The organism is Foetidibacter luteolus, from assembly GCF_009650435.1.
GTDB lineage: Bacteria > Bacteroidota > Bacteroidia > Chitinophagales > Chitinophagaceae > Foetidibacter > Foetidibacter luteolus.
Map to the genome: position 1 here is coordinate 226,949 of NZ_VVIP01000043.1, position 16,828 is coordinate 243,776.

Genomic DNA, 16,828 nt, shown 5'->3' on the forward strand with positions numbered 1-16,828 from the left:
TTTTTAAAATTACCCTTCCCTTTAAACCTGCAGATATCTGTTCAACATTTCATACCTTACTTTTACCAATTAGTCCCGCTAAAAGATGATTAATGCCAAATAATCAACAACCCGTTACAGGTATGTTTGATTTCCCCGTTTTAATTTCCATTTTTGTACAACGCTTTAACACTCATCTCCTTTAAAACAACCAAAATGAAAAAAACACCGCTCCTCGTGCTTACTGCCCTTTCCATTATTCTTTTATCCTGTGGCGAACAAAAGCCCGCCTCCGGAACAGGTGTGCCCATTACTCAGGACAGCCTGGTAAAACGTGGACAATACCTGGTAACCGTTTTAGGCTGCAGCGATTGCCATACCCCGAAGAAAATGGGGCCACAGGGCCCTTTTCCTGACCCGGAACTGGAACTTTCCGGCCATCCTGCCGCAATGCCCTTAGGCAAAATAGATACAGCCGTACTTAAAGACTGGGTGTTGTTTAATATGACCAATACAGCCACCGTAGGCCCCTGGGGTATCTCCTTCAGTGCAAACCTTACACCTGATGAATCCGGCATTGGTTCGTGGACGGAAGCTCAATTCATTAAAGCCATCAGGGAGGGGAAATCAAAAGGCCTTGATGGTACCAGGCCTATTTTACCGCCTATGCCCTGGCCTTCTTACGCCAAAGCTACAGATGAAGATTTAAAGGCCGTTTTTGCTTATTTAAAATCCATCAAACCGGTTAAAAATGTAGTCCCACAACCGGTGCCTCCTACCCAGTTATCACAGCTTTAGTGATTTTAAAAAGAATACATGTCTATAACAAAAGCGGGATGCAATGTTGCACCCCGCTTTTGTTAGTAGCTATCATAAAATTTCCGCCCATTCAAGCCCCGGCGGCAGCATTGTATTCGTAAACTCAATATGAATAACCCTGCGTTTACGGTTGCCTGTTGTTTTACCGGAAGCGTGCAGCAATAATGGTTTCATTATCATTACGCCGCCCTTTGGCACTACACAGGTAATTTCCTGTTCTGCTGCCCAGTCAATATTCTCCGGGCGGTAAATGCCTTTCACATGGGAGCCAGGTATCACTTTTAAAGCGCCGTTATCTTCATCGGTATCGTCCAGGTGTATGCGCAGGGTAAAGTTATTTTCGAGTATTTCCAGGGGCGGTTGTACAGCAACAGCATCCTGTTTTACAGTCCAGTTAATAAATCCCGGTGTTTCCTTTTTCCTGCGCAGGGCTATCGTTAAGTCCTGGTGATAGCTAACAAACCAGTTGGATAATGCAGGTTTATCAAAATAAATAGACTTCACCACAAAATAATCGTGTCCAAAAAGATCGTGTATTAAACTTTCCAGGGGTTTATTAAAGACTAATTCTTTTACAGCAGGAACTTCATGTAAAAACCGGCGGATGGCAAACAAGTCTGCCGTTTTGCGAAAAGCCTGGCCCGAATTATCCGCTGCAGATATTTTGTATAGTATTGCGTCTATTTCTTCCGTTGAATATATTCCTTCGGCTATTGCAAAGCCGTTTCTTTCAAATTGTTCCTTGAGTTGGTTAATCACGGGTAATAATTCAGCATGTGTTTTCATATTGATTTTTTGCAGGGTACCAGCGACATATCCCTGTGGCATCTTCGTTGCGTCGCAATCCGTTCATCGTCCGGTTCGGTGGGCGGCTTTTCAGACCCTGGTAGAAGCCTTATACACTTTTTATCGCCGGCTTCTTATACACCGGTACCGTGCTGCAAGGCTCACCGTACATGATGCTTTTAGCGTAAGGGCGTAATTTTTTCGTTATTTCAAAATAAGCAGCTTCGGGTATGGCAATGTCGCCGCAACCCTTTACTACAACCCGTTTATCCAGGTACTCTTCTCCACTAAGGGCCGCTAGTTTTTTAATAAACAAGGTGTTGACCAGGGTTTTTTCATCTCCGTTTACCGAATCCAATGCGTAGGGCTGCAGGTAGCTGGCCACCAGCATATAAGCCCATACCGGTATAATGGCATCGGCTGAACAGGTTACGGCAACATAAGCGCCATTGTATTCTTCCCAGTTTACTGACTGCAAAGCCGCACGAAAGTCTTTTTCTTTCAGTATAAGGCCCATAAAAAGGTAATCTTTCAGGTCAAAAACCTTTATTGGCGCATGGGGATAATATGTTTCAAGGTCAAGGGTTATTAAACCGCTTTCTGCCACTTTGTTCACAATAGTTTGTTCCATAGTATGTTTTTTAAACAGCCTGCCTCCAAAATTACTCAACAATTGTGCAATACATTGGTAAAGTAGTTTCTTATGAATAAATGGCAGCAGGTTTTCCATAAAACGAAAGGATTCCTCAGCTAATCTACCAGGGCTAAAAAGCTGCCCATCGAACCGGACGATGAAGTGCTTGCGACGCAACCGGGCCGCCATGAAATACAAAAGCTGGTATCATAATTCCATAAAACAAAATACCCGCCTGCAGGCGGGTATTTTTTATCTAATGTTTTAGCTTCTACTACTAATAAAATTCAGAACGGTAATCTTTCACCACAGCGGCTTCTCTAACAGCCTGAAGCGCCCGGTAGCCAATCATATTGCGCAGGTTGCTTTCCATAGATGTTCTTACGGTTTGAGCGTTACCGTCTAAGGAAGCTCTTGCACCTATGGTTTCCCCTTTAATTGCAAATACACCACTTGTGCCTGCAATGGGTTGGCTTACTTTACCCTGTAAAGATTTATTAAAGGCGGCGCCTGCCATTTTAGGCTCGTTGCCAACAGCGGAAATATAAGGAGACTGAAAAGAAATGCTGTCAGCACGCTGTACCGTAGTTTTTGTGCTTTGTGCCAGCGCTTCCAGCGTATTGCCTTTCATGGTGGTATTTATAATTTGCTGTGCCTTCTTTTCATTGCGAAGGATGTTTTCCACTACCGGCCTGGCACTGGCAGCATTTTGAAGACCCGGTTCGTTAACGTTGGTTATAATGGCAACAACATATTTACTGTTAATCTTTACCGGTTCAGAAACCGTACCTACTTTGTTCTCATAAATCCATTTTACAAAAGTGCGGTTATCGCCAAGGGTGCCAATGGAAAAATCATTTTCTTTAATTCCATCGGCAGGCAGCATAGGTTTGTTTTGTTTTGCCGAAGCTTCCTGGAACTTTTTGTAATCCCTTGCAGCAGCGGCAAACTGGTTTGCGGCGTTGTTTGCGGTAACATCTGTTTCAGCACTAACAGAGATGGGTTTTGAAACATACGCTATTTTATAAGCTGGCTCTATTTTACGCTGGGCCAGTACTTCTATGTAGTGATAACCCGCATATTGTGCGTTGGCAACTTTTACCGTTTTTTTCTCTCCTACGTTGCCATAAAAAATTGTTTCCGCAAATTCTTTGCTGATGCCTGAAAACTGTGCCGCGGTAAAGTCATACTCACCTTTGGTAGCCTTGCTGCCCGGGTCGTCGCTGTATTTCTGCACCATTGAATCAAAGCTTACGCCATTGCGTATGGCGGTTACAATGCTGTCAATCCTTTTTTTGGCTATACTGTCAGCCAACACCGGTTGCTGCCTGTCTTCTGTTTTTATTAATATATGGCGGCATTTAACGGAGTCCGGCATCATGCGGCTGCCTACCATTTTAGCGATGGTATAGTTGCTGTTATCCAGGTAAGGGCCAAAAACCTGTCCGTTGGCCAGCCTGGTAATGCTGTCTGCATTGGGTACCTGTAAAGTAGACCTAGTTACATAACCATCAAAGAAAGGGGTTGTGCTTGCTTTTGATGAAACAAACGCCTTATCATCCGCAGCAGCGGCAAAATCCGCTTTTATGCCTTGCAACTGGTTAAACACAGCGGCGCTGTCCTGTGCGCTTGGGTTGGCATCAAAAGAAACATAAGATATAGACCTTGTTTCTTCCTCCTGCTTAAACTGGTTGCTGTGTTTGCTGATGTAAGATTTAATGTCATCATCACTTACTTTAATAGCGCTGTCGCTAATGGAATTGTAAGGAACAAATACATAAGATATATTGGCAATAGCGTTATTATCAGCGTTCATTTTTTCAGACATCCATTTGGGAATGTACACAGCACCGGTAACCAGCAACTGGTATTTCTTCTGTAATGCCTGGTCAACTGTTGGTTGCAGGTAAGCCTGCGTAATAGCTATAGCCTGGGCGTCATTAGGTTTCTTTTTCATTTGGGCAAACTGCTGCCTGGCCTGTTCTTTATTAAACTGGCCCGTGTTAGGGTCAGTAAAACCCTGCACCAGCCATTGCGGTGGGTTATCACCAAACAAAATGTCGCCTAATTCTTTTGATGAAACCTGCAGGCCCAGTTTGTTGTACTCCTGGTTCATGGCTTCCTCGTTTACTACCACATTCCAAACACCAGCCACCAGTTCTTCCTGGCGCATGCTGGCAGCCTGCTGGTTGGTTTGCTGTATCAGCGCAAGTTTTTTATCAAAATCATCTTTTTTAATAGGCGTACCGTTAACTTTTCCCAGGGTAGAAGTGTTGGTAAAAAGGCTCCCTTTACGGTACAAACCGTCCTGTAGGATAAAAGCAATCAAGGCAAGGGCGATAATACCGAAGATAATCCACGCACCTTTATCACGAATTCGTTGAATAACTGACATATTAGTTAATATGGTTTAAAATAAAAGGATGGCAAAAATAGGGTATTAAAACATTTGAACAAATTGTGGATAACGCATGTAATATTTGACGGCAGTGGGTTACAGCACACGGTTAGCCATAAAAAGCCCGGCCTGCTGTTTTTTTGTGGAACATCAATTAACAGGCGGCTGTTAATAAGCGGTTTTAACGGTTAATAAACCGCGGGTTTTATAATCCACGCCGGGGAAATTATGCTGATAAAAAGGCCGCTTTCTTCAAGTTTGGCGGAAGGGCTAAGGTTTACCACTTTTTACCCTGCCTTAGTTAACAGTTAAAATGTTGTGGACAGCAGGCTGGGTATAAACCCCCTCCCTGTTATACACAACTGTTAAAAAAGGCCGGCTTTTTGTATTTCACGTACGTTTCACGGTGTGGGTAAAATGGGGATAGGTGTGAATAGCCACCCACTCATTAACTTTGCGCATTGGGGATAAGTAAGTTATCCCGATATCCACAGCCGTAATAGTAGTAGCTGGATATATAAATATGTATTATTAAATACTAATACAGTTGATATTCACAATTATAAAAAGGTTGTTTATAAAACGCTTCTCAAAAAAAATTAAACGATAACCATGAGCACAACAACAGTGGAAAAAGCGAGGATGGAAGTTAACCGCCGCGGTTTCCTGGATATTGATATAGACCCGGAGCTGGATTTGTTTCACGAAATAGAAAGGCTGAAGAAGGAAAAGAATGCTGTGCTGCTGGCGCACTATTACCAGGAGCCGGATATACAGGATGTGGCCGACTATATTGGCGACAGCCTGGGCTTGGCACAACAGGCGGCTAAAACACAGGCTGACATTATCGTTTTTGCCGGCGTGCATTTTATGGCAGAGACCGCCAAAATTTTAAACCCCAACAAAAAAGTACTGCTGCCAGATCTTAAGGCAGGCTGCTCCCTTGCAGACAGTGCCCCGGCTCCCCTCTTTAAACAGTTTAAGGCCAAATACCCCGACCATATTGTTATCAGCTATATTAACTGCAGTGCCGAAATAAAAGCGCTTAGCGATATTATCTGCACCTCTTCCAATGCGGAAAAGATTATTGAAAGTGTTCCACCGGAGCAACCTATTATTTTTGCGCCCGATAAAAACCTGGGCGCCTACCTGAGCAAGAAAACAGGACGTGATATGGTATTGTGGAATGGCGCCTGCATGGTACACGAGATATTTAGCCTTGAAAAAATTACCAAACTTAAAATAAGGCACCCGCAGGCTAAGTTTATTGCCCATCCCGAATGCGAGGATGCTGTATTGCAAATAGCCGATTATATAGGCAGCACCACGCAGCTTTTAAAGTATGCTGTTAACAACGAAGCGCAGGAGTTTATTGTGGCTACCGAAACGGGCATACTGCACCAGATGCAGAAAGATGCACCGCATAAAACATTCATTCCCGCCCCACCCAATAATAGCTGTGCCTGTAATGATTGTCCGCACATGAAGCTGAACACCTTGGAAAAGCTGTATCTGTGCATGGAGTACGAAACCCCTGAGATAACCATGCCGGAAGAACTGCGGCTGGCGGCTTTAAAGCCTATGCAAAGAATGATGGAGATTAGTAAGGCAGCCGGGTTAATAGGGTAGTACCCCCCATCCCCCAGAAGGGGGGGTGTAAGAGCGTAGTAATTATGGGCCCGGCAGGAGGTGCTGCTATGAGGCATCGTTGCGTCGCACTCTTGTACGGTTGAATTCGCTATGCAGCTTTTCCCGCAGGGTAGGGAAATTAATTGTTTAATGTTCTTTTGTTCCATGTTTAATGTTGGTTGTTGTATGGAGAATGCTGCAAGCCTAATAGTTAGCGCCGTAGGTGCGATATGTTAGTAGCTGATAAATAATCCAATTTTGTTATAAAGCCTTGTAGAGGCGGCATGTTGTTAAGGTTGTATCACCAGTTGTTAATTATTCAATCCTGTTTTTGTTTGTCATGCTGCTAAACATATCGCACCTACGGCGCTCAATTCATCATCTGTTTGTCTAGCTACTAATATGCCGCCCCGATGGGGCTTTGTTTGTTTAATGTTGGCTGTTGTATGGAGAGTGCCGGCCAGGAAAAGGCTTCTATAAAAGCCTGAAAGGCTTTACTATGAATAGCCCCGGTTGCAAACCGGGGCTACCGTATTTTAGACAGCCAACCCTGCAGGGGTTGAACCTCCAGAGTATTCAACTCTTACAGGGTTGCCGGGTGATTGATTCTTTAACCCCGGGTAAAACCCGGGGCTATTGTTATTTATGCCCTTCGGGCAATGATGAAAGTTGCTGACTTTTTTGATTTAATAAAATTGTGCCGCTATTAGCATGCCGCCCCGATGGGTCTTTGTCTGTTTAACATTCTTTTCTTCTATGTTTAATGTTGGGCTGTAATGCTAAATGTTTATCCAGCCTAACAGTAATCGCCGTAGAGGCGATATGTTGCTAAGGTTGTATCACCAGTTGTTGTTTGCTGTATCTTTTTCGTTAGCCCCTATCCGGGTCTGAAAAGATGCCATGAAAAACCAGCCGTACAAGTGAGTGACACAACGAAGCCTCCACAAAGAACCAACAGCCCGTTACCAAAATAAATACTTCTGAAAATGGCGAAGCCATTAAAAGGCTCTGCGTGTTTCTGGAACTATTTACTTCCTGGTCATTCTTAAGAAGCGGATAATTAGAAAGATGGAGTTAAACGTTAGCCCGGTAATCAACCCCAGCCACATGCCGGCGGCGCCCATGTTAAAATGAAAGGCCAGTACATAACCCACCGGCAGGCCGATGCCCCAATAGGCGATGGCTACCAGGGTAGTGGGTATTTTAACGTCTTTTATGCCCCGTAGCAGGCCTGAACCAATGGCTTGTGTACTATCTGATATCTGGAAAATAGCGGCGAATAAAAGCAGCAGGGATGCCATTTGAAGCACTTGTGCATTATCATTGAATAAATGGGGTAACTTGTTACGGAATACGGTAAAGCATATGGCACAGAAAAGGCCATATAGCAATGATGTTAACAATGTGCTTTTACCAATAACTGCAATCTTTGGCCAGTCAAGCCGGCCATAAGCGTTGCTAACCCGTATGGAGCCTGCCTGCGATAAACCCATGGACACCATGAATGTAAAAGCGGCGCAGCTTAAAGCTATCTGGTGAGCTGCCTGTGCAACGGCGCCCAACGTGCCGATGATGATACCGGATACGGCAAAGGCCCCTGCTTCCATACCTATCTGCAGGCTGCTGGGAACGCCGATATGCAGCAGCTCCCGCATGGTTTTGCGGTGAATGAACCATTGTTTTTTACTTACAGCAACATATCGGCGAAAAGTTTTGTGCTTTAAAATAATAACACCGAGTACAAGAAATAACAAAGTACGGGTGATGAGGGTGCTCCACCCGGCGCCTGCCAGCTCCAGCCGGGGGAACCCCCAGTTGCCGTATATAAGCAACCAGTTAAGCAATATATTGATGGGCATACCGCAAAGGCTAAGCAGCATGGCGGTTTTGGTGTATTCAAGCCCGTCTGCAAATTGTTTAAGCGTCATAAACAAGAGCATAGGTATAATGGAAAGGCTCATAAGTTGCATAAAAGGCATGGCAAGGGTTACTACTTCAGCGTCTTGCCCCAGGTGGTATAACAGATTTTTACCCAGCAGGAGATTGAGCGAAATAATTACGGCCGTTGCAGTACACAACCAAAAACCATTGAAAAAGTAGTGGGAAACCAATTGCCCATCCCGCCGGCCATGGGCCATAGATACCATTTGGGAAACAGAGATTGTCATGCCAATGCCCAGCACAAAGGGAATGTTCATGGCATTAATAACCAGTGCGGCTGCGGCCAGTTGTTTGTAGCTGATGGCGCCCACCATAGCGGTATCAATAATGTGGAGGGCCATTTGGGCCAGTTCCCCAATGATAATGGGTAATGCCAGCCTGATGGTTTTAAAAGCTTCTGTACGCATAGACAATCTTGAAGACGGCGGCGAAATTAGGGGATAAATTTCTGGCAGGGCCCCGTTATGAATCGAATGGGTTGTATTGCTGTTGGGTGGCAGAAAAAAGTTTTGGGTAAAGCTGCAATGCGTGTAGCAAATGGCGAAGGCTTTTCGGGAGCTACTTTTCCAGGGTAGAGTTAGTGGCAGACGAGCAGGAAAGTATAGCTGATAGGTGGTGGGATTTTTTTGCTGAATAGAGAACAGAACGTACAAGTGAGTGACACAAGGGACGCCTCATAGCAGTAATGCAGTCCGTGCCATAAATTTTTCACATCTTCTCGGTTACTTCTACATCGCCCTCTTCATCTTTTGTTTTGTGGTAATCCTGGTTGGCTTCCTTTTCAAATGTCTTTTCGTCTTTCATGTTTCTTTTTATAAGAAAACAGATAAGCAATATGGCAGCTATACCCGCGGGGATGATGATATACCAGTTCATAGCAGGATGTGTTTGTGTTTAAAGTTACCACCTATTAGCAGGGCGGTATATTAAGTTTGCGTTGCAGCAGGGTGCAGAAACCAGGAACAAAATTTTCTGCAACGTTTTGTGCAGTTATACAGTCAAGGTAAAAAAATGTAATCTTAATGAACAAGCTTTTGACGTACACAATAGGTGTAAGCCTTATGATAACTACGATAACCGGGTGCAAAAAAAGTTCAGATAGGTTGGCTACATCTGATTCTATAGAGGGTACCTGGGAGTTGCGAAAAACATCCGCAGCCATGATGCCCGGCGCTGTTATGCACGAACCGGGTAACGGCAACAAACTTAAGTTTACCGGTAATAAATTTGAAATGTACATAAATGGTGTGCTTACCGAAAGCGGCACATACCAGGTGGTTGCAGATGCTACAGTTGAAGAAAGTGTATGCCTTGTTTTTGCGGATGGCCAGTTTGAAAACAGGATTGTGTATGATGTGATTAATAATGACAGTAAGATATTCTTCCAGGTAGAGAATAACAAGCTAACCTTTCAATCGGGTTGTTATGCTTATGATGCCGGGCATAGTGAGGTATATGAAAGGATAGAACTGGGGGCTAAGCGTAATTAGGTTTAGGTTGATAAACGCAAAGGCTTCTTTATTGTTTAAAGATTATTGGCCTATTAAAAACTTTACAGTAAAAGTGGCTTCAATTGTATAAAAATTGTTTAATAAATTATCTGAAGAATAAGCTGTACTGAAGAATTCAGGCAGCTTCCTTGAATCAACGCCAGGATAAGGGGGATAAGCTGTCCATCCGCCTGACTTGTTTTCTTTTTTAGCTTCTGTTATTGATTGTATCCCAGAGATATTTAAACCCGCAAGTGATGCTATTGACTTAGCCTTATCAGTAGCTTTAGTAATTAATTTTTTGTGAAGGTGTTCATAGTACGGGTTTTCATTCATTGCCCAGTATGAAATTAAACTACCACTCATAAAAGGGATAGTTTTGATGATTTTGTAAAGCTCTCTTAGCGAATCTGATGAACATGTTTTAATATCACCTGAATAAAACGATACATCGTCTTTTTGTATGTCAAATTCTTCTGTAAAAGAGTCTTGTGTTATATGAAAGCCCCTGGCTTTTAAAAGGTTGATAACTGAGTCGAATGTTGTTTTCAGTTTGGTGTTTTGTATTTCCTGTCTTTTTCTGAAACTGGCTGGTTTTTTATATCGCTCTTCGTTGTATACCTCATCCTCCAGGTTTGCCATGCAATTTATTCTGTAAACATAGCAATCTGGTGGTACCAAAAGGGTGTCATATACGGTAACCTCTATAAATCTATCTTGGCTGTATGAATCGGCAAAGATTAAAATGAGAAGCAAAGTAATTATCGTTTTCATTTCAAGAGACTATTTGTATGAAAATATGAAAAGAATAAATGGCTTTGCATAACAGTTCTTATTAATGGTATTCTTTTACCTTTAAGCATGTTTGAGGCTATCAACGCATACAGCAGAAAATTCATTAACCCCACTGCGGAAGAACTAACCCTTTTCAATTCTTTATTAGAACATAAAACCGTAACTAAAAAAACTTTCCTGTTACAGGAGGGTGAGTTGTGCCGGTTTGAAGCCTACATTAATAAAGGCTGCATAAGAACCTATTACATTAACGAAACCGGCGCCGAAGTAACCCTGCAGTTTGCCATTGAAGACTGGTGGGTTAGCGATATTACCAGCTTTCACGAACAAAAGCCCAGCCGCATGTTTATTGAAACGCTGGAAGATTGTGAGTTGCTGCTGCTAACACCCGCCACCAAAGAAACGCTGCTGCGGCAGGCGCCGTGCTTTGAAAGAATGTTCCGGATTATGGTACAGCGCAATTTGTCAAGGTTGCAGGAAAGGCTTTTCCAAACCATTGTAACTACGGCTGTTGACAAATACCTGGATTTTCTGGACAGGTATCCCACCATTCCACAACGTGTTGCCCAACATTACATTGCATCTTACCTGGGCTTTTCTCCGGAGTTTTTAAGTAAGGTGCGGACGAAACTGTCTAAAAAATAAACTTTTTCTTTTTCTTGTCTTAGTTCAATGTTTTCGCTGCTGCGGTATCCGAATTTTACACCCATAAAAAACAAACATTATGGAAAACAGGATACAAGGCATACACCACATTACGGCGATAGCCGGAGATGCCAAACGCAATTTTGATTTTTACACAAAAACAATGGGCCTGCGGTTTATAAAAAGAACCGTAAATTTTGATGACCCGCAAACCTATCACTTCTACTTTGGAGATGAGCAGGGTACACCGGGCAGTATATTAACTTTCTTTCCCTGGGGCAGTGCTGTTAGGCAGGGGCGGCGTGGGGCCGGAATGGCAACCGAAATTGGTTATTCTGTTCCGGAAGGCAGCCTCGATTTTTGGGTAAAACGTTTTGAAGATCATAACGTTATATACAACAAGCCTGCTGAAAAATTCGGCGAAAAATACCTTACTTTTCTTGACCCCGATGGGCTTAAGCTGGAATTGATTGTACCTTCTTCCACAGACGAGAGAAAGCCTTTCGAAAGCGGCGACGTTACTGCCGGTGTTGCTACCCGTGGTTTTTATAACAGCACGCTTACATTAAACAATATAGAAGGTACAGCCCGTGTACTAACAGATATTTTCGGGTATAAGCAAATAGCTAAAGAAGGCAACCGCTTCAGGTATGCTACAGATGCTATAGGTACAGCTAATATTATAGACCTTGTTGAATTGCCCACGGAGCAGCGCGGTTTAGGTGCTAACGGTACTATTCACCACGTAGCTTTCAGGGTTAAGGATGATGCGGCACAAATGGATATCCGTAAGAAGATTGTTGAGGCTGGTTTAAATATCACGCCGCAGATTGACCGTAATTATTTTCATTCCTTATACTTCAGGGAACCCGGCGGTGTGTTATTTGAAATAGCTACCGATAACCCTGGTTTTACGGTTGATGAACCATTGGAAGAATTGGGCAAAAACCTTAAGCTTCCTGCACAGTACGAGCCTATGCGTAAAAAGATTGAAGCTCATCTTGCTCCGCTGGACTAAGAAATGAATTTTGTACTTAGCTGGGTTACTACTATGAGGCTTTGGTTGTGTCACTCACTTGTACGCTTTGTCCGCTACTCCACATTGTGTAGCGGGCTTAGTATTTACCTAACTTAAAAATTATAAAATAATGAACTACCAGGATTTAAAATACATATACAAACCGTCTGGAAAAAACGGAGCATACACGCTGTTGTTGTTGCACGGCACCGGTGGAGATGAAACCGATTTGTTACCGCTTGCAGAAAAGTTTGGAAGCGATTTGAATGTATTGAGCCTTCGCGGCAATGTGCTGGAATCAGGAATGCCGCGTTTTTTCAAGCGGCTGGGTATGGGCATCTTTGATGAACAGGACTTGGCTTTCCGTACGCATGAGATGGTGGCCTTTATTAGAAAACTTGCCACTAAAGAAAATTTTGATGCACATAAAGTAATTGCACTTGGTTACTCCAACGGGGCTAATATTGCCGGCAGCACATTGGTGATGTACCCTGATTTTTTTGCAGGAGCAGTTTTGTACAGGCCTATGCAGCCGTTCAAAAAGATGCCTGAAGTTAGCAGTCAATCACATGCGCCGGTTTTTATGAGCAACGGCTCTATGGACCCAACCATACAGCCTGGCGCAACAGAAAAATATATTGAATGGGTAAAGCAATCTGGGTATGATGTGGAAGCGTATGAAGTGCGTACCGGGCACGGACTTACGCAACAGGATCTTCAGTTATCGGTACAATGGTTTCAGAAGAATTTTAATACAGTTAAAGCCGCTGGTTAGCGGCATTTTCTTTTATACTTAGATCAGATACAGGGGGATAAATTAGTGATGTGGATGATTAGCTGAGTAATGAACAAAGCGTAAAAGAGTGCGACGCAACAATGCTTCATAGTACCTATGTAGCTGGGCTAAAAAAAATTCAGGCCTTTTTATCCGTTGCTTACTATACAATATCGTTTACCGTCCCATATAAACCATTAGTATTTGTACATCACTTGGGTTAACGCCGCTTATCCTGCTTGCCTGGCCAAGTGTTCTTGGTTTAATGCGTTTAAATTTTTGCAAGGCTTCATTGCTTAGGGCGGCAATACCATCATAATTAAAACTGTCAGGAATTACCAGGTTTTCCATTTGCGCCATTCGTTCAACCAGTTCCTGCTCTTTTTCTATGTAGCGTTCATATTTTACCTGTATTTCTGTTTGCTCCAGGTCGTCATTACTGTACTGCTGTAAGACAGAATTTAATGAAGCAACAGATGCGGACAAATCTTTGAGGTTAAGGTTAGGGCGCAGCAAAATCTTGGCAGCCTTTTGTTTCTCGGAAATGGCTGAAGAGCCGATACTTTCAAGGAATGGGTTTACTTCGGCCGGCTCCAGGAACAGGCTATTCAATTTCTGCCTGATTATTTCTACGTTTTTCCTTTTGTCAATTACCTGCTGCATCCTTTGCTGGCTGGCCAATCCAAGACGGAAGCTTAGCTCAGTAAGCCGCAGGTCTGCATTATCCTGGCGAAGTAGTGTTCTGTATTCTGCACGGCTGGTAAACATCCGGTAAGGTTCATCCGTACCCTTGCTGATGAGGTCGTCTATCAGTACGCCTATATATGCGTCGTTACGTTTCAGAACAAAAGGTTCAAGATTCCAGGCTTTTTGGTGAGCGTTAATGCCCGCCATCAAACCCTGGCAGGCAGCTTCTTCGTAACCGGTAGTTCCATTTATCTGCCCGGCAAAAAACAGGTTGCCCAGCAACTTAGTTTCCAGGGAATATGTAAGCTGTGTTGGTGGAAAGTAATCATATTCAATAGCGTAGCCCGGTCTGAACATCCTGGCATTCTCAAAACCCGGAATTTTACGAAGTGCTTCGTATTGAGTGTCTTCAGGCAAAGAAGTTGAGAAACCATTTACATATATCTCCACTGTATTGAATCCCTCCGGTTCCACAAAAATCTGGTGCCTATCCCTTTCGGCAAAGCGGTTTATTTTATCTTCTATGCTGGGGCAATATCTTGGGCCAACGCCTTCAATGCGCCCGGTAAACATGGGGCTTCTGTCAAAGCCGGTTTTTAAAATATCGTGTACCTGTTGGTTTGTATAGGTGATAAAACAGCTTCTTTGTTGTGCGGCGGTAATCTTTGGTACGTCCAGGTAAGAAAAGCCGGTTATTTCCTCATCTCCTTTTTGCTCTTCCATTTTGCTGTAGTCAAGGCTTCTGCCATCAACCCTTGGGGGAGTACCCGTTTTCAACCGGTCACTTTCAAAGCCCAGCTCAACCAGTTGTTCTGTAATACCAGTGGCCGCAGTTTCCGCAACACGCCCACCACCAAATCTCTTCTCGCCAATATGTATGATTCCGTTTAAAAAAGTGCCACTGGTAATTACCACAGATTTGCTTTTTATTTCATGCCCCAGTCCCGTAACTACACCACAAACGCGGTTGTCTTTAACGATAAGGGATTTAACCATGTCCTGGTAAAAATCAACATTGGGTGTTTGCTCCAACATTTCCCGCCAGGTGGAGGCAAAGAGCATGCGGTCGTTTTGAGAGCGGGGGCTCCACATAGCCGGTCCCTTACTGCGGTTAAGCATCCTGAACTGTATCATGCTTTTGTCTGATACAATTCCGCTATAACCACCCATCGCATCTATCTCACGAACAATCTGGCCTTTGGCAATGCCACCCATGGCCGGGTTACAACTCATTTGGCCGATTGTCTGCATATTCATGGTAATAAGTAAAACCTTACTGCCCATGTTAGCTGCCGCTGCTGCTGCTTCAGACCCTGCATGGCCTGCACCTGCTACTATTACATCGTATTCCGGAAACATAGCTGCAAAGATAGTTTTAAGGTTGTTGAAAAAGAGTTGAAGTTTGGATCGTGTAAGAAGTAGTAATAATAAGTCAGAATCAACCAGAGGTTAACGTGGAATTTATGCGTTTTTGTAGTCCTAAGATAGCAAGGTGTTATATTAGGCCTTGAGGTGCTCAACCTCCAAACCTTTTGAAAAGCGCTTTTTCAGCCAGTACTTCATTCAGGGATACGCCTTCATTTAGTTTGGAAAATTCATAGGGCGTGAAATCCTGTGTTGCATCCAGGTATGTTTTATTGTTCAGCAAAAATTGTTCAAGTCTGTTACTGCTGGATAATTGGGCCGCTTCAACTTCTTCAATTTTCTTCACCATCTTAAGACAAACGTAAAAGCCGGTGCTGTTATATACTTTCATAAAGTACGCTTTGGCGCTGATGGCATCAACCTGCTGGAGAGGGTTTTTGTTTTCCTCCAGCTTCTCCACTCGGATATTTATGAAATTCCAGCATAACTGGAGGTCATCATTGTTGCTGAAGTCGAAATAGTTTAACGGGACAACGTGTTCAAACTGCCAGGCAGTTGAGAAATTATCCCATGTAAGTGTTTCGTCAAATTGGGAGGAGATCCAGTTTCGCATGGTATCCACATCCAGGCCAAAGTAAACCGCATAGGAAGACGCTTTATTTTTCTCCAATACATAGCGCCTCAAGGCTATCTGCCACTTTCGCTTTTCCCTGAATTTGATAAGTGTTTCTGTTACTTCTGTTTTAGCTGTCCAACGTTTTCGCATTACCAAAAATACTGTTTCTTAAAGAAACTGTGTTTCGTGGAACCTGAATAGGAAGTTGAGATTAAACGAGGTGATGGAGCCTTAAAACGAAATTTAATGCTGCATTTCATAGCTTACTGCTTACCGTTTCAAACAAATTACCTCTGTGTTTGGGAGCGAGTGTTAATTGGAAAGTGGTATATCAAAGTCGTTTAGTTACGAGAGTAATGGAGGTTGCAGCCTGCCGAAACCGTTATTTATCACTAGGTTTTCACACATCCGCCTTTGACAAGCTCAGGCTGACATCTTTAACTTATGGACATTGACTGTAGGTAAACGCCGCTTGCTAAGAACCATGCTCAGATTTGCCGGGTTGAAGTTATGTTATGACCCGTACAGTTCACGTATATGCCTACATATGCTACGGCTTAACCGTAAGCTTAAAAGAGGAAGAACAATACGTATTAAGCAAATATTGTTCGGAAGCTTGCGGACACCCTTAATTGTTAGAATGGAGAACATTTTCCTTGCTTTTGGTTTACACAGTTTACCATTGATATACACCGGGGAGCATGGTAAGAGGTAAGGCTTTTTGTGAAACTACAATGTTTCTCAAAGAAACTGTGATACGTGAAACCTGTTAGCTGTTCTTTTTTAGATAAGTTGAAATATAATATTCTTCCTTGGCCCTCATAACTGTAGTTTGTTGTTTGGTTTTGTCTTTATAACCACATAAGTGTAGTGCCCCATGGAATATTACCCTTAACATCTCTTCTTTAAAGGGTATGTTCAATTGTTTGGCATTGTCCCATACCCTATCTACACTTATATATATTTCAGCGTTTATTTCCCGCTTTTTTGGTTCGGATAGGTCAAAAGTGATGATATCAGTGTAATAATCATGCTGTAAAAAAGATTGATTTATGCCTAACAGGTAGTTATCAGAGCAAAAGATATAAGTTAATTGGTCTAAAGGTTTGCCTTCATTCTCGAAAAGCCATTCTATATGGGTCTTGATACCCTGCTTACCTGTTACCCTTAGTGTCCTGTCTGCGTAGTTAAACCTTACAAGTTTTGACATGTTATTCGCTTTTCGCTTCCAAAATTCGTAACAAAATACTA

Annotated in this window: 15 protein-coding genes; 6 read left to right on the top strand and 9 right to left on the bottom strand. The window is 43.1% G+C overall.

Annotated features, from left to right (window positions below; all coding sequences use genetic code 11):
- Positions 1-195 precede the first annotated feature (195 nt).
- Positions 196-777 (top strand): c-type cytochrome, encoded by a 582-nt coding sequence (locus F0364_RS13575; RefSeq protein ID WP_153798325.1) that lies wholly within the window; start codon positions 196-198, stop codon positions 775-777.
- Between the two features lie 72 nt (positions 778-849).
- On the opposite strand, the gene F0364_RS13580 is transcribed toward F0364_RS13575, so the two are convergent.
- The 3 genes from F0364_RS13580 to F0364_RS13590 all read right to left on the bottom strand — a co-directional run bounded on the left by F0364_RS13580 (position 850) and on the right by F0364_RS13590 (position 4,613).
- Positions 850-1,584, bottom strand: coding sequence for a phytanoyl-CoA dioxygenase family protein (locus F0364_RS13580; protein ID WP_153798326.1), 735 nt, complete (start codon positions 1,582-1,584; stop codon positions 850-852).
- Between the two features lie 109 nt (positions 1,585-1,693).
- On the bottom strand, positions 1,694-2,215 hold the full coding sequence (locus F0364_RS13585) for a DUF2480 family protein (RefSeq protein WP_153798327.1): 522 nt from the start codon (positions 2,213-2,215) through the stop codon (positions 1,694-1,696).
- A 280-nt stretch (positions 2,216-2,495) separates the two neighbouring features.
- Positions 2,496-4,613 carry a peptidylprolyl isomerase gene (locus F0364_RS13590; protein WP_153798328.1) on the bottom strand — a complete coding sequence of 706 codons (2,118 nt, stop codon included), beginning with the start codon at positions 4,611-4,613 and terminating at the stop codon, positions 2,496-2,498.
- A 615-nt stretch (positions 4,614-5,228) separates the two neighbouring features.
- Here F0364_RS13590 and nadA point away from each other — a divergent pair.
- Entirely contained in the window at positions 5,229-6,245 is a 1,017-nt protein-coding gene (nadA, locus tag F0364_RS13595) for a quinolinate synthase NadA (RefSeq protein ID WP_153798329.1), read from the top strand.
- A gap of 1,028 nt (positions 6,246-7,273) precedes the next feature.
- Here nadA and F0364_RS13600 read toward each other — a convergent pair.
- Positions 7,274-8,593 (bottom strand): MATE family efflux transporter, encoded by a 1,320-nt coding sequence (locus tag F0364_RS13600; protein ID WP_153798330.1) that lies wholly within the window; start codon positions 8,591-8,593, stop codon positions 7,274-7,276.
- A 301-nt stretch (positions 8,594-8,894) separates the two neighbouring features.
- A complete protein-coding gene (locus tag F0364_RS28935; RefSeq protein ID WP_207632664.1) occupies positions 8,895-9,062 on the bottom strand; it encodes a hypothetical protein in 168 nt (55 codons plus the stop codon).
- 146 nt (positions 9,063-9,208) lie between these two features.
- Here F0364_RS28935 and F0364_RS13605 point away from each other — a divergent pair, with 146 nt between their 5' ends.
- A complete protein-coding gene (locus F0364_RS13605) occupies positions 9,209-9,676 on the top strand; it encodes a hypothetical protein (RefSeq protein WP_153798331.1) in 468 nt (155 codons plus the stop codon).
- 42 nt (positions 9,677-9,718) lie between these two features.
- On the opposite strand, the gene F0364_RS13610 is transcribed toward F0364_RS13605, so the two are convergent.
- Positions 9,719-10,450, bottom strand: a complete 732-nt coding sequence (locus tag F0364_RS13610) for an SIMPL domain-containing protein (RefSeq protein ID WP_153798332.1) — start codon at positions 10,448-10,450, stop codon at positions 9,719-9,721.
- A gap of 87 nt (positions 10,451-10,537) precedes the next feature.
- Here F0364_RS13610 and F0364_RS13615 point away from each other — a divergent pair, with 87 nt between their 5' ends.
- From F0364_RS13615 to F0364_RS13625, 3 genes are all read left to right on the top strand, one after another.
- Positions 10,538-11,116: a Crp/Fnr family transcriptional regulator gene (locus tag F0364_RS13615; RefSeq protein WP_153798333.1), complete on the top strand. Its 579-nt coding sequence runs from the start codon at positions 10,538-10,540 to the stop codon at positions 11,114-11,116.
- Positions 11,117-11,195: 79 nt separating this feature from the next.
- A complete protein-coding gene (locus tag F0364_RS13620) occupies positions 11,196-12,134 on the top strand; it encodes a ring-cleaving dioxygenase (protein WP_153798334.1) in 939 nt (312 codons plus the stop codon).
- A gap of 130 nt (positions 12,135-12,264) precedes the next feature.
- Positions 12,265-12,909 carry an alpha/beta hydrolase gene (locus tag F0364_RS13625; RefSeq protein WP_153798335.1) on the top strand — a complete coding sequence of 215 codons (645 nt, stop codon included), beginning with the start codon at positions 12,265-12,267 and terminating at the stop codon, positions 12,907-12,909.
- 177 nt (positions 12,910-13,086) lie between these two features.
- On the opposite strand, the gene mnmG is transcribed toward F0364_RS13625, so the two are convergent.
- The 3 genes from mnmG to ybeY all read right to left on the bottom strand — a co-directional run bounded on the left by mnmG (position 13,087) and on the right by ybeY (position 16,787).
- Entirely contained in the window at positions 13,087-14,955 is a 1,869-nt protein-coding gene (gene mnmG / locus F0364_RS13630) for a tRNA uridine-5-carboxymethylaminomethyl(34) synthesis enzyme MnmG (protein ID WP_153798336.1), read from the bottom strand.
- 157 nt (positions 14,956-15,112) lie between these two features.
- Entirely contained in the window at positions 15,113-15,727 is a 615-nt protein-coding gene (locus tag F0364_RS13635; protein ID WP_153798337.1) for a hypothetical protein, read from the bottom strand.
- A gap of 619 nt (positions 15,728-16,346) precedes the next feature.
- The gene (ybeY, locus tag F0364_RS13640; protein WP_153798338.1) at positions 16,347-16,787 is read right to left on the bottom strand and encodes an rRNA maturation RNase YbeY; all 441 of its coding nucleotides are present in this window, start codon (positions 16,785-16,787) and stop codon (positions 16,347-16,349) included.
- Between the last annotated feature and the right edge of the window lie 41 nt (positions 16,788-16,828).

Excerpts from the sequence above, each read along its gene's own strand:
- F0364_RS13575 (WP_153798325.1), top strand. The coding sequence starts at position 196 with ATGAAAAAAACACCGCTCCTCGTGCTTACTGCCCTTTCCATTATTCTT.
- F0364_RS13580 (WP_153798326.1), bottom strand. The coding sequence starts at position 1,584 with ATGAAAACACATGCTGAATTATTACCCGTGATTAACCAACTCAAGGAA.
- F0364_RS13585 (WP_153798327.1), bottom strand. The coding sequence starts at position 2,215 with ATGGAACAAACTATTGTGAACAAAGTGGCAGAAAGCGGTTTAATAACC.
- F0364_RS13590 (WP_153798328.1), bottom strand. The coding sequence starts at position 4,613 with ATGTCAGTTATTCAACGAATTCGTGATAAAGGTGCGTGGATTATCTTC.
- nadA (WP_153798329.1), top strand. The coding sequence starts at position 5,229 with ATGAGCACAACAACAGTGGAAAAAGCGAGGATGGAAGTTAACCGCCGC.
- F0364_RS13600 (WP_153798330.1), bottom strand. The coding sequence starts at position 8,593 with ATGCGTACAGAAGCTTTTAAAACCATCAGGCTGGCATTACCCATTATC.
- F0364_RS28935 (WP_207632664.1), bottom strand. The coding sequence starts at position 9,062 with ATGAACTGGTATATCATCATCCCCGCGGGTATAGCTGCCATATTGCTT.
- F0364_RS13605 (WP_153798331.1), top strand. The coding sequence starts at position 9,209 with ATGAACAAGCTTTTGACGTACACAATAGGTGTAAGCCTTATGATAACT.
- F0364_RS13610 (WP_153798332.1), bottom strand. The coding sequence starts at position 10,450 with ATGAAAACGATAATTACTTTGCTTCTCATTTTAATCTTTGCCGATTCA.
- F0364_RS13615 (WP_153798333.1), top strand. The coding sequence starts at position 10,538 with ATGTTTGAGGCTATCAACGCATACAGCAGAAAATTCATTAACCCCACT.
- F0364_RS13620 (WP_153798334.1), top strand. The coding sequence starts at position 11,196 with ATGGAAAACAGGATACAAGGCATACACCACATTACGGCGATAGCCGGA.
- F0364_RS13625 (WP_153798335.1), top strand. The coding sequence starts at position 12,265 with ATGAACTACCAGGATTTAAAATACATATACAAACCGTCTGGAAAAAAC.
- mnmG (WP_153798336.1), bottom strand. The coding sequence starts at position 14,955 with ATGTTTCCGGAATACGATGTAATAGTAGCAGGTGCAGGCCATGCAGGG.
- F0364_RS13635 (WP_153798337.1), bottom strand. The coding sequence starts at position 15,727 with ATGCGAAAACGTTGGACAGCTAAAACAGAAGTAACAGAAACACTTATC.
- ybeY (WP_153798338.1), bottom strand. The coding sequence starts at position 16,787 with ATGTCAAAACTTGTAAGGTTTAACTACGCAGACAGGACACTAAGGGTA.